Annotated in this window: 27 protein-coding genes and 1 pseudogene; 4 read left to right on the top strand and 24 right to left on the bottom strand. The window is 49.9% G+C overall.

Features of this window, described 5'->3' with window-relative positions; genetic code table 11:
- Positions 1 to 181: 181 nt before the first annotated feature.
- The 15 genes from G477_RS0113930 to G477_RS19705 form a co-directional block, all read right to left on the bottom strand.
- The gene (locus G477_RS0113930) at positions 182 to 1,852 is read right to left on the bottom strand and encodes a glutathione ABC transporter substrate-binding protein (RefSeq protein WP_026698463.1); all 1,671 of its coding nucleotides are present in this window, start codon (positions 1,850 to 1,852) and stop codon (positions 182 to 184) included.
- A 583-nt stretch (positions 1,853 to 2,435) separates the two neighbouring features.
- A complete protein-coding gene (locus G477_RS0113925; protein ID WP_026698462.1) occupies positions 2,436 to 2,984 on the bottom strand; it encodes a DUF2179 domain-containing protein in 549 nt (182 codons plus the stop codon).
- Positions 2,985 to 3,253: 269 nt separating this feature from the next.
- Positions 3,254 to 4,225, bottom strand: a complete 972-nt coding sequence (trhO, locus tag G477_RS0113920) for an oxygen-dependent tRNA uridine(34) hydroxylase TrhO (RefSeq protein WP_026698461.1) — start codon at positions 4,223 to 4,225, stop codon at positions 3,254 to 3,256.
- A 123-nt stretch (positions 4,226 to 4,348) separates the two neighbouring features.
- Positions 4,349 to 5,086 carry a 7-carboxy-7-deazaguanine synthase QueE gene (queE, locus tag G477_RS0113915; RefSeq protein ID WP_026698460.1) on the bottom strand — a complete coding sequence of 246 codons (738 nt, stop codon included), beginning with the start codon at positions 5,084 to 5,086 and terminating at the stop codon, positions 4,349 to 4,351.
- Complete coding sequence (queD, locus tag G477_RS0113910) at positions 5,073 to 5,558, bottom strand: 6-carboxytetrahydropterin synthase QueD (protein ID WP_026698459.1); 486 nt, start codon at positions 5,556 to 5,558, stop codon at positions 5,073 to 5,075. Before queD ends, queE begins: the two co-directional genes overlap by 14 nt.
- Positions 5,558 to 6,211, bottom strand: coding sequence for a 7-cyano-7-deazaguanine synthase QueC (gene queC, locus G477_RS0113905; RefSeq protein ID WP_035212079.1), 654 nt, complete (start codon positions 6,209 to 6,211; stop codon positions 5,558 to 5,560). Before queC ends, queD begins: the two co-directional genes overlap by 1 nt.
- 166 nt (positions 6,212 to 6,377) lie before the next feature.
- Positions 6,378 to 6,881, bottom strand: coding sequence for a metallophosphoesterase family protein (locus tag G477_RS0113900; RefSeq protein ID WP_026698457.1), 504 nt, complete (start codon positions 6,879 to 6,881; stop codon positions 6,378 to 6,380).
- Positions 6,878 to 7,447 (bottom strand): histidine phosphatase family protein, encoded by a 570-nt coding sequence (locus G477_RS0113895; protein ID WP_026698456.1) that lies wholly within the window; start codon positions 7,445 to 7,447, stop codon positions 6,878 to 6,880. Before G477_RS0113895 ends, G477_RS0113900 begins: the two co-directional genes overlap by 4 nt.
- A gap of 638 nt (positions 7,448 to 8,085) precedes the next feature.
- Complete coding sequence (locus tag G477_RS0113890; protein WP_026698455.1) at positions 8,086 to 8,313, bottom strand: sulfurtransferase TusA family protein; 228 nt, start codon at positions 8,311 to 8,313, stop codon at positions 8,086 to 8,088.
- Positions 8,314 to 8,340: 27 nt separating this feature from the next.
- Positions 8,341 to 9,468: an MBL fold metallo-hydrolase gene (locus G477_RS0113885; protein WP_026698454.1), complete on the bottom strand. Its 1,128-nt coding sequence runs from the start codon at positions 9,466 to 9,468 to the stop codon at positions 8,341 to 8,343.
- A 41-nt stretch (positions 9,469 to 9,509) separates the two neighbouring features.
- Positions 9,510 to 10,070 (bottom strand): sulfurtransferase TusA family protein, encoded by a 561-nt coding sequence (locus tag G477_RS0113880; protein WP_035212077.1) that lies wholly within the window; start codon positions 10,068 to 10,070, stop codon positions 9,510 to 9,512.
- Positions 10,071 to 10,094: 24 nt separating this feature from the next.
- Positions 10,095 to 10,574: a DsrE/DsrF/DrsH-like family protein gene (locus G477_RS0113875; protein WP_026698452.1), complete on the bottom strand. Its 480-nt coding sequence runs from the start codon at positions 10,572 to 10,574 to the stop codon at positions 10,095 to 10,097.
- Positions 10,575 to 10,717: 143 nt separating this feature from the next.
- The gene (locus tag G477_RS0113870) at positions 10,718 to 10,978 is read right to left on the bottom strand and encodes a metal-sensitive transcriptional regulator (RefSeq protein WP_026698451.1); all 261 of its coding nucleotides are present in this window, start codon (positions 10,976 to 10,978) and stop codon (positions 10,718 to 10,720) included.
- 19 nt (positions 10,979 to 10,997) lie between these two features.
- The gene (locus tag G477_RS0113865) at positions 10,998 to 11,381 is read right to left on the bottom strand and encodes a DUF302 domain-containing protein (protein WP_026698450.1); all 384 of its coding nucleotides are present in this window, start codon (positions 11,379 to 11,381) and stop codon (positions 10,998 to 11,000) included.
- Between the two features lie 36 nt (positions 11,382 to 11,417).
- A complete protein-coding gene (locus G477_RS19705; protein ID WP_245575541.1) occupies positions 11,418 to 13,070 on the bottom strand; it encodes a SulP family inorganic anion transporter in 1,653 nt (550 codons plus the stop codon).
- A 374-nt stretch (positions 13,071 to 13,444) separates the two neighbouring features.
- On the opposite strand from G477_RS19705, the gene rarD reads away from it, so the two are divergent.
- Positions 13,445 to 14,326, top strand: a complete 882-nt coding sequence (gene rarD, locus G477_RS19700; RefSeq protein ID WP_035212085.1) for an EamA family transporter RarD — start codon at positions 13,445 to 13,447, stop codon at positions 14,324 to 14,326.
- 442 nt (positions 14,327 to 14,768) lie between these two features.
- On the opposite strand, the gene G477_RS0113845 is transcribed toward rarD, so the two are convergent.
- The 6 genes from G477_RS0113845 to G477_RS0113820 form a co-directional block, all read right to left on the bottom strand.
- On the bottom strand, positions 14,769 to 15,248 hold the full coding sequence (locus tag G477_RS0113845; RefSeq protein WP_035212075.1) for a GNAT family N-acetyltransferase: 480 nt from the start codon (positions 15,246 to 15,248) through the stop codon (positions 14,769 to 14,771).
- 1 nt (position 15,249) lies between these two features.
- Positions 15,250 to 17,580: an EAL domain-containing protein gene (locus G477_RS19695; RefSeq protein ID WP_170203886.1), complete on the bottom strand. Its 2,331-nt coding sequence runs from the start codon at positions 17,578 to 17,580 to the stop codon at positions 15,250 to 15,252.
- Between the two features lie 640 nt (positions 17,581 to 18,220).
- Positions 18,221 to 18,955 (bottom strand): phosphonate ABC transporter ATP-binding protein, encoded by a 735-nt coding sequence (gene phnC / locus G477_RS0113835; RefSeq protein ID WP_026698448.1) that lies wholly within the window; start codon positions 18,953 to 18,955, stop codon positions 18,221 to 18,223.
- Positions 18,956 to 18,988: 33 nt separating this feature from the next.
- The gene (gene phnE / locus G477_RS0113830; RefSeq protein WP_245575540.1) at positions 18,989 to 19,753 is read right to left on the bottom strand and encodes a phosphonate ABC transporter, permease protein PhnE; all 765 of its coding nucleotides are present in this window, start codon (positions 19,751 to 19,753) and stop codon (positions 18,989 to 18,991) included.
- A gap of 12 nt (positions 19,754 to 19,765) precedes the next feature.
- On the bottom strand, positions 19,766 to 20,761 hold the full coding sequence (gene phnD / locus G477_RS19690; protein ID WP_051288036.1) for a phosphate/phosphite/phosphonate ABC transporter substrate-binding protein: 996 nt from the start codon (positions 20,759 to 20,761) through the stop codon (positions 19,766 to 19,768).
- 3 nt (positions 20,762 to 20,764) lie between these two features.
- Positions 20,765 to 21,052, bottom strand: coding sequence for a hypothetical protein (locus G477_RS0113820; RefSeq protein WP_026698446.1), 288 nt, complete (start codon positions 21,050 to 21,052; stop codon positions 20,765 to 20,767).
- A gap of 139 nt (positions 21,053 to 21,191) precedes the next feature.
- Between G477_RS0113820 and G477_RS21625 the strand changes: the two genes are divergently transcribed.
- Entirely contained in the window at positions 21,192 to 21,317 is a 126-nt protein-coding gene (locus tag G477_RS21625) for a hypothetical protein (protein ID WP_281171160.1), read from the top strand.
- Positions 21,318 to 21,324: 7 nt separating this feature from the next.
- On the opposite strand, the gene G477_RS0113810 is transcribed toward G477_RS21625, so the two are convergent.
- Together G477_RS0113810 and G477_RS0113805 are read right to left on the bottom strand one after the other, a co-directional pair.
- The gene (locus G477_RS0113810) at positions 21,325 to 21,582 is read right to left on the bottom strand and encodes a hypothetical protein (RefSeq protein WP_415783295.1); all 258 of its coding nucleotides are present in this window, start codon (positions 21,580 to 21,582) and stop codon (positions 21,325 to 21,327) included.
- A gap of 189 nt (positions 21,583 to 21,771) precedes the next feature.
- Positions 21,772 to 22,320, bottom strand: a complete 549-nt coding sequence (locus tag G477_RS0113805; RefSeq protein ID WP_035212071.1) for an NADPH-dependent FMN reductase — start codon at positions 22,318 to 22,320, stop codon at positions 21,772 to 21,774.
- 192 nt (positions 22,321 to 22,512) lie between these two features.
- Between G477_RS0113805 and G477_RS0113800 the strand changes: the two genes are divergently transcribed.
- Together G477_RS0113800 and G477_RS0113790 are read left to right on the top strand one after the other, a co-directional pair.
- Entirely contained in the window at positions 22,513 to 23,910 is a 1,398-nt protein-coding gene (locus tag G477_RS0113800) for an MFS transporter (RefSeq protein ID WP_026698443.1), read from the top strand.
- Between the two features lie 301 nt (positions 23,911 to 24,211).
- On the top strand, positions 24,212 to 24,430 hold the full coding sequence (locus tag G477_RS0113790) for a hypothetical protein (protein WP_026698442.1): 219 nt from the start codon (positions 24,212 to 24,214) through the stop codon (positions 24,428 to 24,430).
- 72 nt (positions 24,431 to 24,502) lie between these two features.
- Here G477_RS0113790 and G477_RS21485 read toward each other — a convergent pair.
- Positions 24,503 to 24,685, bottom strand: a pseudogene (locus G477_RS21485) (group II intron reverse transcriptase/maturase); the annotation flags it as partial.

Raw genomic sequence — 24,685 nt, 5'->3', positions numbered from 1 at the left:
CGCCCCTTGGCAGGCATCCGCCTGAAACGGAAGAAAAGATGTCGCGAACATGAACCTCTACTCCAACATTAATTTTAGAACTCTTTTGAATGTATACTTCTTTCTTCTTGCGCTGCAAAAAAACATCCCGCCTGGAAGGCGAGGCTTCCAGGCGGGATCAAGTCAAAGTCCAATATGAAGTTTACTCGTTGATTTCTACATCATGAAGCTGATATAGACCGGATGCATCTGCCCAGAATCCGGAGATTTCATCACGGTACCCCATGATGTGATCCGGATGATACAGGAAGGACATCGGGCTTTCTTCAAGGAGGTTGTTCACTACGTCTTCGTACAATTCCACCCTTCGCTCTTCATCGAGCTCTACACGCGCTTCCTGTACGAGATCATCGTGTGTCTCATTGGACCAGAACGTTCTGTTTCCGGTAGGAATGCTGTCCGTATGGAAAAGCTCATGCATTGGATAGTCTGCATCCATCGTAGGCAGCGACAGACCGAGGATGTACATGTCATGCTCGCCTTGTTCCGTTGCATCGAGGTAGGCACCCCACTCGACGACTTCGATTTCAATATCAATGCCAATCTGTGCCAGGTCCGCCTGAACAAGCTCTGCAACATCCATACGTTCTCGGGAATCATTCGTCCAGAGTGTTGTTTCGAAGCCGTCACCGTGTCCGGCTTCTTCCAGAAGTGCCTGTGCTTCTTCGATATCCTGCTCGACCGTATCTACATTGTCAGAATAGCCGAACTGCGTTTCGTTGATTGGTCCAAGCGCCGGAGTACCTGTGCCTTCCAGCACTCCTTCCAGCATGTTCTCTTTGTTTACCGCAAGAGATACTGCACGGCGAACCAGTGGGTCATCAAACGGCTCTTTATCAGCGTTAAAACCCATGTACGTAATGCTTGCTGCATCGGTTTGGAAGATGTTCGTGCCATCCGTTTCTTCTACCCGGTCCATGTCGGACGGTGTTACCGGATCAATAATATGAGCGCCGCCATCTTCAAGTTCCCCGACACGTGTCAAGTCTTCCGGGATGACACTGAACGTGACCGAATCAACAGCTACTTCGCCATTCCAGTAATCATCATGACGGTCGAGCACAACTTCACTGCCCGGCTCCCAGTTATTAAATGTAAACATGCCCGTACCTACAGGGTTTTCATTCACATAGTCCCCCGGCTGATTACCGTCTTCGATGTTCTCGTAATCTGCTTCAATTACCTCTGGAGAGATCATGTTGGACGCATAGGTGGACATGTGGAAGGGAAGAGCAGAGAAAGGCGCATCGGTGTGGAAGCGGACTGTATAGTCGTCCACTACTTCGACTTCCTCAATAACTTCGAATAGACCCGCTCTTGGGGACGCGATTTCTTCGTCCTGAATACGGTCGATGTTCATTTGAACGACTTCCGCATTAAAGGAAGAACCATCATGAAATTCCACATCGTCGCGAAGTTCGAATTCCCAAACATCGTCTTCCACGTCTTCCCAGCTTTCAGCGAGGTTCGGCTGCAGTTCATTCTCTTCGTCAATGGTAGTCAAGGATTCAAAAATATTGATTTGAATATTCCCGGATGGAACATCGCTCGTAGTATGCGGATCCAGTGAGGAAATATCCGATTGAACACCGACGATTAAATCGTTTCCGTCTACCAGATCTCCTGCTTCTCCGTCTCCTTCTTCTGCGTTCTCTTCTTCTGGTTCATTACCTGCTTCGTTGTTCGTGTTATTATCCGGTGCCGCTGTGTTGTTGCCGCCGCCGTCATTTTCCGGCTCACTTGCGCAGGCTGCCGTGAACATCACTGCAGCAGCTGCCATACCTGCTGTCTTTAACATCTTGCTTTTTTTCATGCTTCATCCCCCTAATAATATGTAATCCGAAATAGGTTGTACTACATGTTTAAATGTACTACAACCTGTTGTCGAAGTAAATAATATTTTTTGAATATTATATTTTTTCTATTAATGATTTAATTAATTGCCAATACAAGCCATAATGACTTCCAAGAACTAAGTGAATACCTATATATCGCATGTAAAATGAGTAAATGCTATTTCTTCCGGTTTTTGTAAATATTATTATTATAAAGAAAACAGCCGCTGTCCATAACCGAGAACCGCGATTTTCGGCTGGAGCTGCGTGCAGCTCCCTGTATGTATATAGATAGAAAAACAGGTTTTCGTTCTTTCCGCTCAGCGAGCCGATCTGCCTTCATCCTGCTTTGACATCTTCTCTTTTCCTGCAAAGGAAAAAGGCCCTTCCCATGTTAGGGTAAGGGTCTTATCGGCAAGGTGGACGGGGCCAGGATAACAGCGTCTCCGTCTTCCCGCTCAGCGGAAGAAGCTGTCCGCTCTTATATGGGAAGGACGCAGCTGTACGACAAAGGAAGAAAATAAAGTCATTCAGGTGCAGGCCGAGCAGACCCCTTCCCACTTATGCTGATTCCTCTTTCTTTTTATACTTCTCTCTCCGCCGCCGCATGCCTTTTGTAATATAGCCGCCTTTGAACGAACGCGGTTCATAGGAGGCCACAAAGGCACTTTCTTCATGCTGTTCGATGATACGGTAAAATTCTTTTTCTCTGTCTCTTCTTGCCGTGCAGAAAAGCATGTATCGTTCGTGATTAATCCCCTGGACAGTGGAGGTAGAGACACTGAATCCTACTTCCCGGAGATGGGTGGTCAGTTCCGGATTGCTGTTTGGAATATTTGCTTCGATGGTGACGTAACCTATAGCCAGCTTTTCTTCTACATAGGCGCCGATATACAAACCAGCACCGAAACCGAGCGCGTACGCTGCCATATTGTAAAAGTTGGACAAGTCACTTAAAACTAGACCGACTGCCACAACGTAAATCACACCCTCCATCACACCAAGTCCGGCGGCTTTCGTTTTCTCTGACTTGACCATCATGATGGTACGCAGCGTCAGCATCGGAACATACAATAACTGCGCTGTAAAAATAATCAGTGCTTCCAGCATGGGGATCCCCCCTTGTAAAATTAGATCTGGATTCATTGTAGATGCGGCCGGCATAAAAGGAAAGGTGATTCAACCGACATTTTTCGACATTAACAGGCGTATATGGAACCAACATTCGATTCATCTATCAAACGTATTGATGATCACACCTGCCTCACCACCCGCATAATAGACAAAATTCGCCAGAAACAGTCTGGCGAATTCGTGAAAGAAAGAGGAAGCACCCGGACCGGGCAACCGAAACGAAGGGGATTCCTCTGTTGCCGTCTTCAGCGGGCGGTTTCACCGAGGTATGCTTCGATACGCTGCAGCTGTTCAGCTACCTCGTCCGCTTTCATGCTGTTCATTTCAATAAATCGGTTTCTCGGATGGATGCGGCATTCGTGCGAACATCCGCCAAGGTAGAATACTTCGTTTTCTTCAGAAGCAAGAATCTGATCGTTGCAATCCGGATTCGCGCAGTTGATGTAGCGCTCGCATGGCTCCCCGTCGAAATGATCCCGACCGACAACGACGTGCTCCTCCTGATTCACCGGAACACTGATACGCTCGTCAAATACGTAGCACTGGCCTTTCCAGAGCCGTCCTTTCGCTTCTGGATCCTTTCCGTACGTGATGATGCCCCCTTCAAGGTGATTCACCTGATCGAATCCTTTTTCTTTCAGCCACCCGGAGAACTTCTCACAGCGGATACCACCGGTGCAGTACGTCATGATTTCTTTGCCTTCCAGCAGCCCGCGGTTCTCATCCACCCATTCCGGCAGTTCGCGGAACGTATCGATGTCCGGTCGGATCGCACCTTCAAAATGACCAAGGTCGTATTCGTATTTGTTTCGTGCGTCGAGAACCACTGTGTCTGGATCCTGAAGCTTTTCCAGCCACTCTTTTGGCTTCAGGTAACGGCCGGTCACCTGTCTTGGATCCACATCTTCTTCTTCCAGCCGGAGTGTCACCAGCTCCGGACGGTGACGGACATGCATCTTTTTAAATGCGTGTTCGTCCGCTTCATCGATTTTGAACGTAATATCTTGAAAAAGCGGATCCGCCTTCATGTCTTCCATGTACTGTTCTGTCTGCTCGACTGTCCCGGACACTGTTCCATTGATGCCTTCCCCGGCAATTAAAATACGGCCGCGGAGCCCGAGGCTTTTACAATACTCCAGATGTTCCTGCGTTTTTTCTTCCGGATTATTGATATCCGTGTATAGATAGTAAAGCAGAACTTGATAATTACTGCTCATAACTGCTGATTCCTCCTTGATTAATCGATGTGACAGCAGATATGCTGTGCCTTTTTTAATATGTGAAATCAGGTGTTAGTATACCAAATGCTGTCCACCGTATCCAAGCCTGATCCTGTGTATTCAGACGCCCCGCTGGTTTCCCCAGACAAGCGTATGCAGCTGCGGCAGCACGCGGACACGGTTCATCGCTTCATCCTCCATCGTTCGATCCACGAGTTTCTCGTATTGATGAAGCAGATGGGAAGACAAGTTTTCCACTGGTGCTTTTTCATCCAGTACGTCATTGCCCGTCTGCAGATAAAAAGCAAGAGACGGATAGCGGTGGTGAATCTTTTTGGCAAACTGAAAGTCAGCCTCATCAAAAACAACCACTTTTACGCTCGTATTAGGAGCCCGTCCTGCCTCGATCAGTTTCTCCACTATCGTGTCCAGCCGTTCCATGTCCGGTGTCATGTTCGAACTCGGCGGCTTCGGAGAAATGGTCAGATCATCAATCTGATAAAACCAGTCCTGCCAGCGGCTCCCCTGGGTTTCCAGCGCAGCATCGATGTGATGTTCATGCAGAAGATCCACGAGCGGACCAATGGCTTCCAACAGAGCCGGGTTTCCTCCTGAGATCGTCACATGAGAAAAGTTCGTTCCTGCTTTCAGACGAAGTTTTTCCAGTACTTCCTCCGCAGTCATCATCCGGATGTCAGAGGCAGCGCTGCCATCCCACGTAAACGCTGAATCGCACCAGGAGCAGGAATAATCGCACCCTGCCGTACGGACGAACATTGTTTTTTGACCGATAACCATGCCTTCCCCTTGAAAGGTCGGCCCAAAGATTTCAAGTACGGGGATCTTACCTGCTGCCATGTTCCATCCACTCCCTTCTTACTTCAGCATAGCTGGTCGGGGTTTCGAAGAGGCGGACAAACTCGGTACGGAAATGCTGGGACGAGGAAGCCTGCTGCTGGTGAAGCGACTCCTCCATTTTTTCATAGATCCAGACCACCATGTTTTCCGCCGTCGTGTTCATTGGCGGCAGCATTTCATTGAGATAGCGGTGATCCAGGTATGGCTCAATGTCTTCTTTCCAGATGTCTTTGATGTCGCCGAAGTCCATCATGATTCCACGGTCATCTACATACCCGCTGATACCGAATACTACTGTATACGTATGGCCGTGGAGATTTTTGCACTTCCCCTCATAATCGTGCAGATGGTGCGCAGCATCGAACGTAAATTCTTTCGAAACCATCACCCGTTTATGGTGGTATTTCAGCTGAGACCGCTGAATATCTTTACCAAGCTTCTGCAGGTTCTCTACAATACGGAAACCAAACATCATCGGGCCTCCTTCTGCTTCAAATACTTCTGCAGCCCTGCACTGCGCAGTTCGCATGCTGGACAGCTGCCGCACCCGTCGCCGGGTATTCCGTTATAGCAGGTGAGTGTTTTCGTCCGGACAAAGTCCAGCGCGTCCAGCTCATCCGCCAATTCCCAGGTTTCGGCTTTATCCAGCCACATCAGAGGCGTATGAAGAATGAAATCAGCATTCATGCCGAGATTGAGGGTCACATTCAGCGACTTGATAAACATATCCCTGCAGTCGGGGTATCCGCTGAAATCTGTCTCACACACGCCTGTAATAATATGGCGAGCTCCGAGCTGATAGGCGTAAACGGCTGCAAAGGACATGAACAAATGATTTCTCCCGGGAACAAAGGTGGACGGAAGACCATCTTCTCCGGTTTCAATATCGATATCTTCCCGTGTGAGCGCATTCGGTGCAAGCTGGTTCAACAGCGACATGTCCATCACTTTATGATGCAGCCCAAGCTCGTCGGCGATCGCCGCTGCTGTCTCCAGCTCCTGGCTGTGCCGCTGCTGATAATCGAATGTCACGAGGTGTACTTCATCAAAACGTTCCAGCGCCCAGAACAGGCAAGTCGTGCTGTCCTGTCCACCGCTGAAAACGACTACTGCTTTTTCAGACATGGTGTATCTCCTTTTCCTCAGGTCCAAAAAAATAGGCTGCGGCTGAATATCAGCTCACAGCAAAGTCTGCACACGGGTTCATATGTGCGGGACCTAGTTTTTTATAGAGGGTTGAGCTAGAACCTCTATCCCTATTTATTCCGCACACAATCATATCATGCAGGAATCAGAAACGTCCAGAGAAATACCGAAAAGCGACGACCGGTGCCTGTACGGACAAATCCAGGTGCACACAGGAGCGCATCGGTACTTTTCTGCTGTCGGTCAAGGAACCGGGGTTGATGAACAAGGTGCTGCCATGCCATCTGCAGTACGGTATATGGGAATGGCCGAAAATCACGATATCTGCATCTGTTTCCTTGCAGGCCCGTCTGACATGTTCTTCCGCACCTTTCCCCTTCCCTTCATGTCCGTGCATGACAGCCAGTTTCCACGCGCCGGCCTGCATCTCCAGTGAAGGCCTTAAACGTTTTTTCACTTCCTCTTCATCCGCATTTCCGTAAACCGCGGACAGGGACGTGTGGGATTCAAACCACTGGTATGCTTCCAGAGACGTAAAATCACCCGTATGTATCACATGATCTGCTGCCAGAATCTCCTGTTGTACCTCATCGTCAAAAAAACGCCTTTTTTTAGGCAGGTGCGTATCGCCAACAAGAAGGAGGTTCATTCTCTGCACCTTGCTGCATCCCGGTGTTCTGCTGCTATATCCGTATGGCGGACAGAAATGCTTTCTTCTCTGCAGATAAGGATTCTGCCGTGGTAGAGCTGCTCGTATAGTTCTTCCGGGTCCTTCCCGGTATACACGTGCGCGATAAAAGCAAGAAGCTGCGGAGAGGCTACGAGCAGCAGGTTGTCCCGAATCTCGCTGCCGATTTTATCTGCCACGATGCTTTGTGCTTCTTCCAGCCACATATCAGCAGGTAGCCTTCCTGCTTCCACCGAGGCAGGGTAGTTAAAAAACTTCGATGCCTCTTCCGGTTTACTGACAGGCAGTTCAGGATCTTTTAACGTTTCGCGGAGTCCGCCCCACTTCACCCCGGCGCCAGCCGCTACAATGTAGGCAGTTTCTACCGCACTCCGATACGCTCCACTGTAGACAAAAGAAAAAGAAGGAAGCTCCTCCCTTATTTCTTCGGCTTCACACCGACCTTTCTCGCTCAATCCCCAGAACAGCGGCTCTTGTTCCATTTCCGGTTGCATCGTCCGGTGGGTCATCATCATTAAAGAAGACATCAGACTGCCACTCCTTTCTACTCAAGTCTTTGTACCACACATTCCCTGATTGGTGAATCGAAAAACTTTTTTGTTACGAAAGAATTAGTAAAGAGGGAGCAGATGGAAGGAGGAAACATCTTTTTCTATTCAACATGCCGCCTGTTGTCACGCCCGCACCGGAGCCGGGGATGGGCTGAAGGTGCACACCGTTTGCAGGAGAATACTTCCCAGGTTCTCTCCCGAACAACATTGCGGAACGCCTTTTGGTCGGAGCGGCGAGCGGTGCCGCGTAAATCTTTTGACAGGAAGAAAGAGATTTTCTTTCTTCCCAGCGCGCTCCGCAGTCTTTTTTGAGAAAAATGAACGTTCTCATTCACATCCTGGTGGGGGAATCGGCTTAGGCATACTCAGACGCTTTTCAAAAGGCACGTAGCCTTCTCTTTGAAAAAACAAAAACGAATCCTTTTCAGGAGGGAAGGGCGTTGATGCCAGAGGGACCAAGCAGGCGTCCACCTGAAACAAATGAAAAGATGTCACGGACACGCACCTCTTCCCCAACATTTCATTTATTTTGAACCATAATGAATTCATTCTTATCACCAAAAGAGAAAAGCCGAACCGGCAGACACTCCCGGTTCGACTTAAGGGTTCATCCTTTATTTTTTCTTAATCCAGAAAGTAAGCACGCCGCCTTCTTCTTTTTGTTCCAAAAGTTCGTGGCCTGTGGATTTGCTCCATGCCGCCACGTCTGCTTTGGCCCCTTGATCTGTTGCCCGCAGTTCGAGCACGTCACCTGAATCGAGTTTATCCATCGCTTTTTTCGTCTTTACAATCGGCATCGGGCATGCCATTCCTTTTGCGTCTATCATTTGAGCTGCTTCCATGTTTATCTCTCCTCAACGTTATTTTTATTACTGCTGAACGGCACAGCGGTTCGGGCCGATTTCCATTTCACGCTGCTTCTCTTCTTCCGGGGTGATCTTTCCCATATTCGTCTGACGAATTTCCTCATGGGAATTCGGCTGCGGCGGCAGGTTCTCCGTGACGGTTCTGCGGAATGCTTCCTCGTCTTCCATGTTCAGTCCGTGGTTTTTTTTGAACAGTTCACCCAGCTCTGCTTTCACCGTATGATCGTCTCCAATTTCCGACATGTTCATGAAATGGGCCGGAAGCACAATCAGGTCTTTAGAAAGCGAAGCATACGTTTGATAGAGCGTGTTCCGAAGATCGGCGACCCAGTCTTCTGCTTTCCCTGCCAGGTCGGGGCGGCCGATAGAATCCACGAACAGAATGTCTCCGCTGAATAGATACTGCTGATTCATGATGAAAGAGGTCGAGCCAATCGTGTGCCCTGGTGAATATACCGCATGCACGGCAACTTCCGTTTCACCAAAGGCGATGGTCTGCTCATCTTCTAATGGTTCATAGCGGAAGGTTACTTCACCTGCATCTTTTGGGGGCAGCCAGTACGAAGCACCGGTGTTTTCAGCCAGCATTCTTCCGCCGGAAATATGATCCGCGTGAAGGTGCGTATCCAGTACGTGTTTGATGACGGCTCCCTGCTTCTGAGCGAACGCTTCGAAGGTGTCGGTCATACGAACCGCATCAATGACAACGGCTTCCCCATTGGAAACCGCCATATACGACAGGCAGCCTTTGCCGAGGCGGAGGAATTGATAAAGCGCGCCTCCCGGAATATCGCCTACTTTTACTGGTTCCAGGTGCTCGCTCCAGGCTTTCATCCCACCTTCCAGATAGGCAACGTCCAGCCCTTCATCCGACAGCATGTCTGCTACCATCTCGGAAGAACCGACTTTGGCACACACAACGAGTATATCTTTGTCTTTCGGAAGCTGTTCTACTACATCTTCCACTCCGTCGAGCATGTCAAAGTAAGGAATATTTAAATACTCAAAGTGCTCTGATTCAATTTTCCAATCCTGAAAGGCATCTTCGTTACGAACGTCGAGAATAAAAACCTTTTCCTCGTTCATCACTTTCGCTGCTGTCTCTGCTGGTGTCCATGCTGTTACTGCCATCAAATCTCCTCCTGTTTTTATCGAATGAGTGCAGAGAGGGCTCAGCGTCCCTCTGTTTCTCCATCCCAGCTGCTCATGCCCGGAACGACGTTGAATACTTCTTTGAATGCAGCATCCGACAGCTTCTGTGCTGCAAGGTCACTGCGTGTCCCCGTGCGGCAGACGACATAGACCGGCTTGTCCTTATCCAGCTCTTCCATCTTCGCATCGAGTTCTCCCAAGGGTGCTGATACGGCTCCAGGTATATGAGAAAATGCGTATTCTGCTTCCTCTCTTACATCCACCAGCTGGATATCCTCCTGCAGCTTCTGCTTTAAAGCTTCGTTATCCACGATCGGTTCGAAGCTGTGTTCGGTATTTTCTTCCCCACTGGATTTACGAAGGTAGTGAAAGAGCACGCCGTTCTCCCTGTTCGTACCAATGTACTGGTGACCCGACTTACCTGCCCAGGCCTGAAGGTCCGCAAGAGATCCTTCGTCAGTCGCCTGTACTTCAATCACTTCGCCTGGCTGCATGTTTTCCATCTGTTTTTTTGTTTTTACAATCGGCATTGGACATGCCAGACCCTTTGCATCGAGTTTTTCATTCACGTAAATGGTCATCAATATACCTCCTTGGGTATTTTATTAAATAAAGAGATTCACTTGACCGTCTTCTGCTTCGGCCAGGTAGGCAGCTACGCCGCCGAGTTGAATATCATCGAGCAGCTCTTCTTCCTTCAATCCAAGCAGGTCCATCGTCATCGTGCAGGCGACGAGGTTGATCTCCTGCTCCTGTGCCATGGCGATGAGGTCCCGCAGCGGCATTGCCTGATGTTTCTTCATGACGTTCTTGATCATTTTCTGACCGAAGCCTGCGTAATTCATTTTCGAGAGACCCATTTTTTCTGCTCCGCGCGGCATCATCTTTTCAAACATCTTTTCCATTCTGCCTTTATCAGTGTGCACACCGCCTTCTTTACGGAACGCATTCAATCCCCAGAATGTAGCAAAAATCGTGACGTCATGATCGTAGGCAGCTGCCCCGTTTGCAATGATAAACGCAGCCATTGCCTTGTCGTAATCTCCGCTGAATAAAATGATATTCGTTTTCTTTTTCTCTTCCATCTTCCATCCTCCTATACTAATACGTGTATGGGTATATTACAAATCAAAATTTTTTAGCGGCCGCACCGCCTGCTACATCCTTTATTATACCCATAGGGGTATTAGAAGTCAATAGGAAAAGCTGAAATAAATTCAGCTTTTCGTTATCTTGTTTTCACGAGCATCTGCACAGCTTCCTGAATCAGCTCATCGGAGTCTTCTCCGCGTTCGATCTGTTCACGCACACACTGTTCGAGATTGGAACTGACAACGACACCTATCGCCCGGTCCATAGCGTTGCGCGCGGCGGACATCTGGCCGACAATTTCGCGGCAGTCTTTCTCTTCTTCCATCATGCGCAGGACGGCCCGTACCTGCCCTTCCACACGCTTGACGCGGTTTTTCATCTGTGGAGTATATTCCATGATACACCCCTCCTTCTTTTTATTTGGCGGCTTTAAAGGCCCGGTTCATTTTTTCTTCCACGTCTCTTGCTTTCTCAGCAGCTTCCGGCACTTCTGTAAGCTCCATCAGCACTTCCGGCCGCGGCATTCCTGCTTTGGTCGTTCCATTTTCTTCATAGACGACGACTTTACACGGCAGAAAATAAGCTGTTTTCATGCTGATGTTCAGCATGTCTTTGGCAATATCCGGTGCGCAGACTTCCAGAATACGGAATTGGTTCTCAAGTCCGACACCCTTTTCGTCCAGTTTATTTTTCACATCGAAATCCCAGAGAACGCCGAACGACTCGTTTTGAAAAGCTTCTGTTAAGCGATTCACTGTCTCGTCAACTGTATAAGGGTAATCATATACTTCATTAAACATGTCATTCGTCCTCCTGAGTACGTGGTTGGGTATATCTTAACGAATGGAAGGGGCGTCCGTCAATGTATATGCTTCCACTTCCTTCAAGGTCAGGTACAGATCTTCCTCCGGCCACCCGGCACGCTGCAGCGTATCTCTGACTGGACCACGGAGTTCTGCAAACAAAAGTTCTTTGCCTGCTCTATCTGCCATTGCCTTCCACTTGAATGCTTCCTCTGCTGCGACAGCATCCATCATGTTGACCCCCGAACAATCAAGAATGATGCGTTCTGTCTTTTCTCGTTCCCGAATCACATTTTCCAGTCTTTCTGTTACAAAGGCAGCGTTGGCAAAGTAAAACGGGGCATCGATACGAAGAATGATGTTTTTCTCCGTCGTAACAGCATCTGGGTAACGCTTCACATTACGCAGCACGTCTTTTTCTTTAACATAGCCGAGTTCCGCCATATGAGGGTAGGCACTCTGCCAGATCAGCGCTGCCAGAGAGAAGAGAATCCCGGTAAGAATACCCGTTTCCACCCCCAGGATGATCGTTGCTGCAAAAGTCACCAGCCAGACTGCCCCGTCCGTTCGGTTAACGCGGAAATAATGAACGCCCTCTTTCACGTTTACGAGCTTGATCACAGCCGCAATAATGACAGCAGCCAGAACAGCCTGCGGAAGGAAGTAAAACAGATCGGTGAAAAACAGCAGCGTCAACAGCAGCAGCAGTGCAGCAATCACCGAGGAGAACTGGGATGTTGCGCCGGCATCGTAATTCACTGCCGACCTTGAGAATCCCCCTGTAACTGGAAAACCTCCGAAAAACGATCCTCCTGCATTGGCGAGTCCAAGACTGCGGAGTTCCCGATCTGCACTGATCTGAATACCGTCTTTTTCCGCCATGACTTTCGCCATCGCATAGGATTCAATAAATCCAATCAACGATATTGTCAGGGCAGCCGGCAGAAGCAGCTGTACTGCCTGAAAATCAACTGCCGGAAGGGTCAGCGGCGGAAGACCACCCGGTACCTCTCCGACGATATGCACGCCCTGCTGCTGCAATGACAGCAGGCTTGTAAGGAGAATGCTTGCGGCGACCACCACGATCGCAGGCGGAACCGATTTCATCCATTTTTTTCCGTAAAGGAGGACGAATACCGCACCTGCACTGATCATCAGCGTGATCAGATGGACATTTCCTGTATGCGATGGAAGCTCTGCAAGCATCATGGGAATGCTGTCTGCCTGAAGCGAAATACCAAGGGCATGTTCGAGTTGACTAAAGGCGATGATCAATGCAGCTGCCGAGATGAATCCGCTGATCACCGCATGGGAGAAAAACTTCACAATAAATCCAAGCTTCAAGAGACCAAATATCAGCTGAATACCTCCCGACATCAACATCAGAAGCAGTGCCAGCGAAATGAATTCCGGAGATCCGGGTTCCGCCAGAGGAGAAACACCTGTATAAACGAGCAGGGATACGACGGCTACCGGTCCCACAGCCAGCTGTCTGGATGAGCCGAACATAGCATAGATCAGCATAGGAATAACGGCTGCATACAATCCTGTTACCGGGGGCATCCCAGCCAGCATAGCGTAGGCCATCCCTTGAGGAACCAGCATCACCGCGACGAGAATACCCGCCGAAACGTCCCCTTTCCAATATTCTTTTGGGCTTCTTGTCAACCAGTCTGCCACCTGCATGTTCATCCTCCTTACCCATTGGGGTATACGTTCAGTATATATACCCCAATGGGTATTGTCAATAAAAGAAAGCTGGCTTTTTTCGGTGAGAAGGATTATAATATGATTAATCCAGCAGGGGGATGCTGATATTCAGTACTTTTCGTTCTTTATCCGTCCCCCTGCTGCATTTTTATTTCCGGCCTGCTTTCTTCCTGCCCAGTCTCACAAAAACGTAACGATCCTATCGACAAGCCTGCTAGACTAAAGCCTTTCGGATTCTGGATGACCCATCCCGTCAGATGTTTTCTGGTGGGATTTTAACTATGCCCGAAATCATGTGGAACGTCCTCCTGATCAAACCATCCATCATTCACAGAAAAAGGAGGGATACCGTGCAGAACGACTACTATAGACAAGGCATCTTTCTTGGCATCGGTGCTTACGTGGTCTGGGGCACCCTGCCGATCTACTGGAAGCTTCTTGATCACATTGCTGCTGTGGATATTCTTGCCCATCGGATTGTCTGGTCCTGTCTGTTTATGCTGCTCTTACTTGCAGCCTGGAGAAAGATGGACGCTTTTCGAGAAGATCTACGGTATTTGAGAGAGCATCCGAAAATCATCGCGGGTATTTTTCTTTCGGCCGGCCTGATCAGCTGTAACTGGCTCCTGTTTATCTGGGCCGTCTCTGCTGAACGGATTGTCGAAGTGAGCCTCGGGTATTACATCAACCCATTGATCAATGTTGTCCTTGGCGTTCTCGTGTTTAAAGAGTCGTTGAGTGTGCGCCAGAAAAGCGCTGTCGCCCTCGCCGCATTCGGCGTGCTGCTCATGACGGCAGCCTCTGGCGTCTTTCCTTATATTGCTCTGGCGCTGGCGCTCAGCTTCGGCTTTTACGGACTTGTGAAGAAACAGACCAAGATTGCGTCTTTAACAGGCCTCACCATTGAAACCATGCTCCTGCTTCCCCCTGCTCTTTTATACTTTACTGTCTACGGAGGCGGCACTTCGTTTATGGAAAGCAGTCCGATGACGATGATGCTCTTAGCCGGGACCGGAGCTGCTACTGCCGTGCCACTTCTGCTGTTCGGTTCCGCAGCCCAAAAAATCCCTCTCTCCGTGCTTGGGTTTCTTCAATTCATCGCGCCTACGATGATGCTTGTTCTCGGCACCCTCGTCTACGGCGAACCGTTCAGCTGGATTGATGGCGCCGCTTTCCTCTGTATCTGGACAGCGCTCATCATTTATTCCCGCCGCAGCAGAGAACAGGGGTGAAGTTTCAAGAGCAGAAGCACTTAACCCTTCAGCCGCGGGTTCTCCGCGCACAGGACGCGGCAGCTGCACTGCTAGAAGGAAGGCTCCTACATCGATCGATGAAAAAAGTACCTGTAGTCCAGCTGCAGACCAATAGCGCAGGGCGCCTTTTGGTCGGAACAGGATGCGCTTCAGGTTTGTAAGGGAAGAACGGAGTCTTCGTTCTTCCCTTACAGCGCGCGGAGCCGCTGTCTCCTTCGGTTAACTTTCTACTTACTTCTCGCAAGGCATAAAGAGGCCCTCACCAAAAACGGTGAGGGCCTCTTCAGGTTCAAGAAGGCGGATCGGTCCACAAGATCACCACCGGCTGCGGACAGAGATGCAGCGAGCCGCTGCAAGAGGATCTTCTTTCTTAATAGGGGCCATTCCTTTGAATAAACTCATCCCCCGCCCTCCTGCGCAGTTACTGCATGCGCAGACGCAGACGGATTGTCGGCAGCCGGTATCCTTCTATGTCTTCTTGAAATTCTGCTTCTTTTTTAAATCCCCTTGCAGTATAAAACGTTTCAGCTTTCTCGTTGCCGGCTTCCACATCCACGTAAACATCACGCACATTCTGCATGTGACTCCACAGGTGCTCCATGAGCGCGGAGCCGACTCCTTCCCGCTGAGCTCCGGGGAGAACATAAATAGCACTTACTTCGGCAGAGGTAGGCGTTTCGTAAAAGAAGGCCGCAAAACCGATCGTTCTGCCGGCTTTTTCGCAGATGAATAAATTGGACTCTTTCATCCGCTCGATGATTTTCTCTTCATGATAAACTTTATCCAGATAGGCCTGCTGTACATCTCTTGGAATCAGGTCTTCATACGTATCGTGCCAGGACTGCACAGCAATATCCTGAATTTCCTTCGCATCTTCTGGTACAGCTCTTCTGCAGAACATATTAATCCTCCTTTAGTTCTTTCTGATACATGGACAGAAATGCTTGCTCTGACATAGGCGGATACATCCAGTATCCTTGAAGTATATCACAACCGGATTGTCTCAAAATGGCGGCCTGCTCTTCATTCTCAACACCCTCGGCAGTCACACTTGCGGAAAGATGGTGGGACATAAAGATCAGGGACTGAATGAAATGAAGCTGGTGCGGCCCGTGGAGAATGTCAGCGATAAAGCTTTTGTCGATTTTAATCGTATCGATTGGCATGCGCTGGAGATGACTCAGCGATGAGAAGCCGGTTCCGAAATCATCAAGAGCCACGCGGACGCCCAGCTGACGAAGCGCATGCACGTGCTCGATCACATCCTCCACATGTTCGATCAGCATGGTCTCTGTCAGTTCCAGCTCCAGACACGATGCCGGTACTCCGGTCTTCATCAGCTGCTGCTCGATCTGCTGAATAAAATCAGGGTCCTGCAGCTGCAGCGGGGAAATATTGACTGTGAGCTTGGACATCCCTTCCACTTCCAATGACTGCAGCAGTTCAAATACACTGTCAAGCAGCTGCTTTGTAAACGGACCGATCAAACCGGTCTGTTCCATCAAAGGGATGAACGTATCTGGCGGGATAGAGCCTAATTCAGCTGAGTTCCAGCGCATAAGCACTTCAGCACCAATAATTTTTTCATCGGAAGACTGCACAAGTGGATGAAAGTAAATGGTGATGTCCTCATGCAGTACCGCTTCTCTCAGCGCAGCTTCCATAAGGATCGTCTCCCGCTGCAATAGCTGTATGCCTTCGCGATAGAAAAAGTACTGGTTTTTCCCTTTTTCTTTTGCCCGGTACATCGCCGTATCGGCAAGCTTGGTCAACGTATCATAGTCCTCTCCATGCTCCGGATAAAGCGAGATTCCGATACTGGCACCTAAGTAGAACGGCATGTCTTCCACAGTCACCGGTCTGCGGATTTCTTCAATGAGCTTGCCGGCAATCTCCCGGACTGCGTCCGTGTTCCTCGTCCGCCGGATGAACACAGCAAATTCATCTCCTCCCAGCCTTGCCAGGGAAGCATGGGTGCCCAGTACAGCCGAGATACGGTCTGTCATCACCCGAAGGACTTCATCTCCTGCGTGATGCCCCATCATGTCATTCACTTTTTTGAAATCATCGAGATCCAGAAACAGCATCGTGCCGTCGCTGTCTTCTTCTATAAATCGGGTGACAGTTTTCTCAAAATGCCGGCGGTTCGAGAGCCCGGTTAACTGATCTTTGTAGGCAAGATCCCAGATCTGCTGCTCTTTTACTAATATATCAGAGACATCGCTGGCCCGTCCGACGATCAGGTGATCCTCCTCATTCGAACCCTCCACCCGCCGGAGAGACAGGTGCAGCGTCTCGTACGCACCGTCCGGAAGAGAGACATCAATCAGCAGCGAAGCACTCCCCGTGACTCCTTTCACTTCCTGCAGTACGTTCTGCCACGTATCGTCCACCTCAGGCACGACGAGCACTTCTGATACGAGCTGATCCTGCAGCTGCCTTTCATTCATGTTCACAGCCTGCTGCAGTGCTTTATTTGCCGACAGGATACGACCGGATTCACTCATCGTAAAGATGAAGTCTTCCGTATTCTCAATGATCGTCCGGTATTTCGCCTCGCTTCGGACAGCTTCCCGGCGCTGGTCGTGCAGTGCTTCGTTCTGCGCCTTCAGTTCTTCTTCTTGATTTTCGAGTACTTCCGTTGTCTCCGTCAGCCGACGGACGGCTTTCGTTAAGAAATCGACAATCATGCGCTGATTGAGGAGAATCAGCAGGCCGAAGAAAACAACACTGACGATGCGTGAGATATACGTATCCATGGAGAACGCATACACTTGAAGCGAAAAGGAATAGCTGAGCAGTTCTGCCGTCCATAAGTAACCGATGAGTGCCGTGATAAGAAAACAGGCTCCCATAAAGATACCGGCCTGCCTTCTGGACACGAGTACCGCCGCCAGAAACGAGGCTGCGATAACAAAAATAATGCCGGGTCCTACCATGCCATAATAGAGCAGACTCAAGGTTCCTGTTCCAGCCACTGCTCCAATATTCACCCATGCCTGGACAGCATAGGGAATATAGCGTCGAAACAAGTAGACGCCGGTAACAATCAGATACAACGGAAGCACCAGCTGAGACATCGGATCTGCCTCAAGAGACAGCTCATTTGCGAGATGCACGGAAAGCTGGAGAAGGCCGATGACGATAATAGCAAGCGAGGATACGTGCAGCACCCTGCTCTGCATGTCAGATATGGAAACTTCTTCTTTCTGTGCTGGAGGGGAATGATCCAAAAAAACCCTCCTTTCCTGGCTGAGATTTTCAGGCTTGACCGCGTCCATCCGCGTATTCTTCTCAGGATGAACTGCTCGCCGGTCGTCACACGGCGGTTCACGGTACAGTGGTTCGATTCTTGTATGAAAAATAGAACGGCCTGATCCTACTTGACAACCAATTCGACATTTCTAGAATAAATCCTGCCTTCTTCCGTGTATTCGTGCACCTTTTTTGCACACCTTGACAGCTGTGTAAGCCGGTTGGCCACCCAGCTGCATGCTGCGGTGGTTCCTGTATATGAAAGAAAGCATTGGTCGTGAAGATCCTGCGTCATCTCTCTCGTCTGTACCATGGCTGCCGGGATCGCCTCTCTAGTACAACATGAACCAAAAGGAACAGCGGTGGGCTGCTTTGCGCGGCACGAGGTTCTTCCCGCGTCGACGCTGCAGGATACGTACGCAGCAGCCTGCCTCTTTCCACCAGCTGCTGCTAGTAGAGAAACCAAACTTCTCCCACGAATAACGACAGAAAAAATACTGCCGGCCGTAGAGTAAGAGTACAGCAGGCAGCACATATCACGTCTTGCAGCCCGGTGTTGATATGGAGTAAAAGAGACATCATGCTGTTCTCTCTCTCCAAAGACCGGAATCCAATTTCTTATTCATAAATCTGCTTTAAATGATGATCGGAGAGCTGACCGGGACTCCCGTCAAATACGAGATGGCCTTGTTTCAAGCCAATAATTCTTGTGGCATACTTTCTGGCCAGTTCTATGTCGTGAACGTTGATGACTGTCAGCAGCTCTTTTTCTTCGTGCAGCTGGCGGAGTATCTGGAAAATATAGTCCGCCGTTGTCGGATCCAGACTTGCAACAGGTTCATCGCCGAGCAGGATGGAGGGGCGCTGCACCATGGCTCTTGCTATGCCTACACGCTGTTTCTGACCGCCGCTCAACCGCTCCACGCGACGGTTCTTGTATTCCAGAAGTCCGACTTCATTTAAGTAATAATCCGTCAGTGATTTCTCTTCGTCTGAGAATAACCCCAGGAAGTTTTTCCATGCCGGCTTATGCCCAAACCGGCCGGTAAAGACGTTCTGTTCCACCGTTAATCGAGGGATTAAATGAAAGTGCTGGAAAATCATTCCGATTTCCCTGCGCATGCTACGCTGCTTTTTCTGCGACATTTTTTTCAGTTCACAGCCGAGCACGGTGATCTGCCCGGACGTCTGCGGCTGCAGCCCGTTGATCGTCCGGATAAAGGTCGATTTTCCCGCCCCGCTTCTACCGAGAACACAGACGAATTCTCCCTGCTCGAAGGACAGCGTCAAGTCCCGAACAGCCGGGTCAGCGCCGGATTCATATTGAACGACTACCTCTTTCATCTCCAGCATTGTGCTTCCTCCATCGTTTTCCGCTTAGATTGATTATATTACGCGTTTACGCACGATCCCGCCGAATAAATCGACAATAATGACAAGCCCCATAATGACGACGATGGCCGTTGCCATGGAATCATAGGCGAGGCTGTTGTAATAATTCATAAGGCTCTGGCCGAGCCCGCCCCCGCCGATCATTCCGAGCACGAGCGAAGTACGGATCGCTACTTCCAGCCGGTAAAAATAGTGGGAGAGTACATTCGGCCAGATTTGTGGAAGAATCGAAAAAATCTGACCGGTCCTTCTGCCGGCACCGGCTGAACTCATCGCTTCCTGCGGTCCTTTATCTGAAGACTCCACCAGCTCAGCAATCAGCTTCCCCAAAACGGAGACGTTGTGAAGAAAGATCGCCATCAGTGCGGCGAATGGTCCGAGCCCCAGCGAGACGACGAAAATGAGGCCGAAGACAATTTCCGGTATCGAGCGGATCAGGCTCAACACCGATCGGACGATGTAGAAACTGAACCTGCCGGAAGCCGTATTCTCGGCAGCCAGCAGGCTGATGGGCAGTGCAAGGAGAAGGGCAGTAAAGGTCCCAAAAAAAGCCACTGCCAGAGTAATTAGCGACTGCTCCAGCAGGTAAGGCAGAAGATCCGTCCGAAGGGGATAGAAATTATCCCGGATGAATTCCCACGTATTGCTCTGGTCAATAAGTGCCGTGAATGAAAAATCAGCTCCACGGGCACTTACGATCAGCAGGGCAGCTATGATGGCTGCATAAATAAAGAATTTCTTTTGGAACCAGACCATCATCAACAACCCTTCTTATGCGTCATCCTCATTATTGTTTTCTTCGTTATCTTCTTCTTCGTCATCATCATCTTCCAGTGTTTCCGGGTCAAGCATATCAAAGTGACGCGCTGCCTCCATCACATTGTCATACTCATCCGGGGAAATTTCGATGAAAGCATCAGCACCGCCGAAGATGGATAAAATCTCGTCATCTTCTATCGATGTGAACGCATCCTGCACATCGTTGATTCTCTCTTCACTGGTTCCCTCGGGCACTGCCCACGGATATTGATACAGCTGCTCTGACTCCCAAAGCAGTTTGAAGTCGTCTTCCTCAATATCCCCTGCTTCGATCAGCGCCTGGAAGATGGCACTGTCGATGGCACCAGCGTCTACATCCCCGCTCGCAATAGCATTCGCCGTGATGTCATGAGAGCCGGTAAACTGAACACTGTCGAATTCATACGTGCTTTCGCTTTCGTAAACACCTCGGTCATACAGTTCGTAGGCTGGAATCGTAAACCCGGAAGTGGAGGACTGACTGCCGTAAGCAAAGCTGACGTCTTCTACCTCTTCCAGCAGCTCATCCAGGTCCTCCCAGGGCGCGTCCGGCTGGGTCAATATATAGGAGTGATAGTAAGGATCACCGTCCACCGTCTGTGTCAGGACGGCTTCCGCTCCGCTGGATTCCTGGGCAATTAAGTACGTTACCGGTCCGAAGTATGCGAGGTCCACATGACCGAAGTTGATCGCTTCCACTACCGCATTATAACCGGGATAATGTTCAACTTCGACGTCCATCTCCAGACTATCGGCCAGATGTTCCTCAAGGCGGTCGAGTCCTTCCTGCATTTCACCGATAGACTGGGATGGGATGACCGCTACTTCAAACACCTCCCCATCTTCTGCTTCACTTCCGGACGTGTTATCGGCTCCGTTCTCATTTTCGTTTTCATTTTCATTGTTGTTCTCGGCACCGCACGCAGCAAGAATGACAGCCGCAGCTGCAGGTAATAGAAATTTTTTCATCTGTTACTCCTCTTTTCTGTTTGTTTTTTCAATTTCTTCAGCTAGAGCTTCGTTGCCGTACATGGAAAGCACTGCGTACAGCGTTTCTTTTTCGATCGGCCCTGCCTCCTCTTTAGAGACAGCCAGCTCCAGTGCCCGGTGGAGCACTGTACTGTCGGTACTGCCGTAGGCGCGCCTGTATATTTCCACAGGGTCTAACGCCTGATTTATGCAGTACTGGACGAACACCATCGCCATCATTTGTTCATCTTGCTGAAACGATTGAATGATTTTTTCTTCTCTGTTGTCCATCATCATTCTCCTTTATTTTACACATGGAGACAATAAGGTCATGTTATACGAGTTCCTGTGTATGTTCAAAAATTCTGCTCACAAAGCTTTACAAAGCATCTCCCTCATGATACCAATGCTTATAGAGGAGGGACGATGCATGTTACAAAAGTTCGCGGCGCTCAGCGACCGCCGTAAAACAATAGTGGTCATCTCTGCCGGAGCCGGAGCATTCATCCTCAGTTTCGGCGGTGCATGGCTTTTCGGAACATTCTTCATGTCGTAACGCGCGCTTACTGCCGCTTCCACCTGCCGCGCCGCTCCACCCGCTTCTCATAGTTTTCCAGCAGACCGAGCCGCTCGTTCATGATTTTCTCCATCTGAATCAAATCCTCCCTGCTGACAACAGGATCCTGTTCAGACCAGCGCACGGTATAGATAAAATAGTAGTCCGGAAAGGATCGAAAAATCACCGTGGAGTGAGGAAACTTAGAGAAGACTGCTTTAATGTTGTATTTTCTCCCGTACCCCCAGTCCTTTAATTCCATCACTCATCAACCTCTTTTCACCATCGATGTCCTGCCTGCTCTGCACAAACCATCCCAGCAGAGACGAAGCCCGTCAGAAGAAGCTCTTCTGACGGGCTTCGTTAGAGCATCTACAGTACAATGTCGACTGCAGAAATGTCTATAATCACGGCTTCCGCCGGCCCTCGTCTTTATCTGCTTTATGCTTGTTGATCAGGAGAGCCGATCGATCCAGTCGTGGAACGCCTGCAGTCCATCTTCGAGTAATTTTATCGTATCTTCATCCTGAAGTCCATTCTCTCCCAGTTTCTGATGTGCTGCGCCGATGAAAATTTCCGGCTGGGGCATCGGATAAGCTCCGCATGCATCCAAAACCTGCCGCAGCTGTCCCTGGGAGAACGCCGTACCGAGCCCGCTCGGCGAAGCGCCCGTCAGCATGACCGGTTTTTTGCTGAGCACGTTCTGATTACTCATGCTTCCTGCCCAATCCAGCGCATTTTTTAACACGCCTGGTATTCCGTGCGAATATTCCGGCGTCACAATCAGAATGCCATCCGCAGCTGCGAGCTGCTGTTTGAAGCTTGCCACGTCGTGCGGATCTCCCCCCTCTTCCAGATCGGCATTAAATAGAGGAAGGGCATCGATGGATGCTTCTTCGATCTGTATCTCCTCGGTCGACATCGTCTTGATATGTTCCAATACCCGTTTATTCAATGACTCTTTCCGAAGACTGCCTCTCACGGCTGCTACATGATATGCCACAATGATTCCTCCATACAATTTGTTATTTTGACACTTCAGGCGGGCCATCGTACAATAATGCAAGCCCTACATCTTTCCATTCCCGAAATGTACAATATTTGTACAGCTTCTATACCCTGTTTGTTTTTGTTTCACACACTTTTCGTCTGATCATATCCCGCTGACCGGACATCACACTTTGGGAGGAAACAAATGGATGAACAACAGACACCAGAATTAACGAAGGGCCAGAAAAAAAAGCTCGTCTTTGTTCTCTCTCTTATACTTACTTTCACCGTCATGAACGGCACGATGTTCAATGTTGCTATTCCGGACATCGCTGAAGATTTTGACCTTATCCCATCCCAGGTGACGTGGGTGATGACCGGATACATCCTGATCTTCGCCGTCGGTGCCCTCATGTACGGCAAACTCGCAGACATGTATCCAATTAAACGACTCCTGACTATTGGTATCATTCTTTTCGCCTCCGGTGCGGCCATCGGTCTTTTCGCTCAGAACTATCCGATGCTGCTCGCAGCAAGGTTTATTCAGGCAGCGGGTGGTGCGACGATCCCTGCGCTCGCTTTTATCATTCCAGCCCGCTTCATGCCGAAAGAGCGTGGACGGGTTTTCGGAACTGTTTCTGCTGTCGTCGCTTTTGCCTCGGGGGTCGGTCCGATTGTCGGCGGTCTGCTCGGTGGCGCGTTTGACTGGCGGCTGCTTTTTATCGTTTCGGTCATTTCCTTAGCAGCGATTCCCTTTCTGAGGGCCTGGCTGCCTGATGAAGAAACAAGGCCGGGGACCATTGATATCGTCGGGGCGCTGCTGATCGCTGCCGGCGTCTCTGGAATGCTCTTTTTTATTACGATGTTCAGCTTTGCCGGGTTGGCAGCTGCTGTCGCTGCCGGCTGTTTCTTTGTGCTTCATATTCGACGTCACCCAGCTCCATTCATTGATCCTTCGATGCTGAAGGACCGGGACTACACAACTGCTGTGCTGACCAGTTTTCTCGGAACGAGCGTCATGTTCGGCATGATTTTCATCGTACCGATTATGGCCCGCGCCTTATACGATCTGGATACGATGCAGATTGGACTGCTCCTCTTCCCCGGGGCGATGGGGGCCGCTCTGCTTGGGCAGAAAGGGGGGCGGCTCGTTGAAAAGCACGGCAGCTACCCCGTGCTCCGAAGCGCCTTCATTCTGGCTGTTTCAGGCAGCTTTCTCATCTCGACATTTACGGGCCTTCCGCCGGTATTCGTCGCATTCTGCATCATGATCCAGTATATGGCTTTTCCGTTGATCCAAAGTTCCACTGCCAACCTTTTATCAGACATCATCCCGAGTGGGAAAAACGGCGTCGGCATGGGGATGTTCAACTTGATGAACTTCATGTCCGGCGCAGTTTCCAGTGCGGTATTCGGCGCTTTTCTGGATCTGGAGCGAACAGACCTGCAGCTGAATCCCCTGGCCCGCTCAGAAGCAGTATTTCTCTATTCTAATTTATTCCTCTTCATCAGCCTGACCGCCATCACGGCTCTGTTTATTTTCACACGACAGTTCCGCGGAAAGCGTGTTGGACTTCCTTCCTCCAGTCAGGAGACTGCCTGATGGGCGGAGACTCCCTCTGGGCGGTACAGGTTGATCATCCACCAGCATATCTTTCTGTCTCATGGACAGGAAACGTGGATGGACATAACCAAAAGAAAGCAAGCGCGCAGCCCCCATTCGGGCGTAAGAGTGAGGGCTGCAGGCTTCTTAAGTGAAGAAAGGCGTCTTCTTTTTTCCCGCCTTCAAGCAATGCGCACGACGCCGTCTTCTTAGATGAAAATGCATCCATTCTTATCATGATAAAAGAGGCCCTCTCCCCTTTTGGGTGAGGGCCTTCTTTATCTGCAAGGGTGATTGGTCCATGAGAGCCTCGCCAGCTGCAGGAAAACTTCCGCTGAGCTGGGCACGAAAAACGACCGAGAATATTCCGCGCAGACCCGCTGTACCCCACAACCAGCTGTGGAGACCATACAGCCTTGATCATTCCATGATGACGAAGAAAAAGCAGGCAGGATCGTCACTCATCGCGGTATTCACAGAGAAAATCACCGCCATGAGACGGATGCGTTATATCGATTGACAATCGAGTAGGAGGAGGGTTCGCCCCTCCGTCCTCTCACACCACCGTGCGTACGGATCCGTACACGGCGGTTCAATAAGTTGAGTGGGTTTCCTGCATTTTCTTATAGAACCCCTCTATGTTGAGAAGTCCTTTCTTGGAAAGGGCTTCTTTTGTGATAGAGCGGTGAAGAATAAAGGATTTTGCGATACGCCAGTACCCCTTTCGGGTGTTTGCCCATTCCCAGGCTTTCCCTTCGGGAATACCCAGTTTCGT

The organism is Alkalicoccus chagannorensis DSM 18086 (genome assembly GCF_000429725.1).
Taxonomy (GTDB): Bacteria; Bacillota; Bacilli; order Bacillales; family Salisediminibacteriaceae; genus Alkalicoccus; species Alkalicoccus chagannorensis.
Note: the sequence above shows the minus strand (reverse complement) of the source record. Positions and strands in the feature narration are given on the sequence as shown.

What these genes read in the sequence shown, in the direction of transcription:
- G477_RS0113890 (WP_026698455.1), bottom strand. Translation starts at nt 8,313, where the DNA reads ATGGAAGCAGCTCAAATGATAGACGCAAAAGGAATGGCATGCCCGATG.
- G477_RS0113820 (WP_026698446.1), bottom strand. Translation starts at nt 21,052, where the DNA reads ATGGACAACAGAGAAGAAAAAATCATTCAATCGTTTCAGCAAGATGAA.
- G477_RS0113870 (WP_026698451.1), bottom strand. Translation starts at nt 10,978, where the DNA reads ATGGAATATACTCCACAGATGAAAAACCGCGTCAAGCGTGTGGAAGGG.
- queC (WP_035212079.1), bottom strand. Translation starts at nt 6,211, where the DNA reads ATGTCTGAAAAAGCAGTAGTCGTTTTCAGCGGTGGACAGGACAGCACG.
- G477_RS0113800 (WP_026698443.1), top strand. Translation starts at nt 22,513, where the DNA reads ATGGATGAACAACAGACACCAGAATTAACGAAGGGCCAGAAAAAAAAG.
- G477_RS0113875 (WP_026698452.1), bottom strand. Translation starts at nt 10,574, where the DNA reads ATGGAAGAGAAAAAGAAAACGAATATCATTTTATTCAGCGGAGATTAC.
- queD (WP_026698459.1), bottom strand. Translation starts at nt 5,558, where the DNA reads ATGTTTGGTTTCCGTATTGTAGAGAACCTGCAGAAGCTTGGTAAAGAT.
- G477_RS21625 (WP_281171160.1), top strand. Translation starts at nt 21,192, where the DNA reads ATGTTACAAAAGTTCGCGGCGCTCAGCGACCGCCGTAAAACAATAGTG.
- G477_RS0113865 (WP_026698450.1), bottom strand. Translation starts at nt 11,381, where the DNA reads ATGTTTAATGAAGTATATGATTACCCTTATACAGTTGACGAGACAGTG.
- trhO (WP_026698461.1), bottom strand. Translation starts at nt 4,225, where the DNA reads ATGAGCAGTAATTATCAAGTTCTGCTTTACTATCTATACACGGATATC.
- G477_RS0113845 (WP_035212075.1), bottom strand. Translation starts at nt 15,248, where the DNA reads ATGTTCTGCAGAAGAGCTGTACCAGAAGATGCGAAGGAAATTCAGGAT.
- G477_RS0113930 (WP_026698463.1), bottom strand. Translation starts at nt 1,852, where the DNA reads ATGAAAAAAAGCAAGATGTTAAAGACAGCAGGTATGGCAGCTGCTGCA.
- queE (WP_026698460.1), bottom strand. Translation starts at nt 5,086, where the DNA reads ATGGCAGCAGGTAAGATCCCCGTACTTGAAATCTTTGGGCCGACCTTT.
- phnC (WP_026698448.1), bottom strand. Translation starts at nt 18,955, where the DNA reads ATGCTGGAGATGAAAGAGGTAGTCGTTCAATATGAATCCGGCGCTGAC.
- G477_RS0113925 (WP_026698462.1), bottom strand. Translation starts at nt 2,984, where the DNA reads ATGCTGGAAGCACTGATTATTTTTACAGCGCAGTTATTGTATGTTCCG.
- G477_RS0113900 (WP_026698457.1), bottom strand. Translation starts at nt 6,881, where the DNA reads ATGAACCTCCTTCTTGTTGGCGATACGCACCTGCCTAAAAAAAGGCGT.
- G477_RS0113895 (WP_026698456.1), bottom strand. Translation starts at nt 7,447, where the DNA reads ATGTCTTCTTTAATGATGATGACCCACCGGACGATGCAACCGGAAATG.
- G477_RS0113880 (WP_035212077.1), bottom strand. Translation starts at nt 10,070, where the DNA reads ATGACCATTTACGTGAATGAAAAACTCGATGCAAAGGGTCTGGCATGT.
- phnD (WP_051288036.1), bottom strand. Translation starts at nt 20,761, where the DNA reads ATGAAAAAATTTCTATTACCTGCAGCTGCGGCTGTCATTCTTGCTGCG.
- G477_RS0113885 (WP_026698454.1), bottom strand. Translation starts at nt 9,468, where the DNA reads ATGGCAGTAACAGCATGGACACCAGCAGAGACAGCAGCGAAAGTGATG.
- phnE (WP_245575540.1), bottom strand. Translation starts at nt 19,753, where the DNA reads ATGATGGTCTGGTTCCAAAAGAAATTCTTTATTTATGCAGCCATCATA.
- G477_RS0113790 (WP_026698442.1), top strand. Translation starts at nt 24,212, where the DNA reads ATGAGAGCCTCGCCAGCTGCAGGAAAACTTCCGCTGAGCTGGGCACGA.
- G477_RS19705 (WP_245575541.1), bottom strand. Translation starts at nt 13,070, where the DNA reads ATGCAGGTGGCAGACTGGTTGACAAGAAGCCCAAAAGAATATTGGAAA.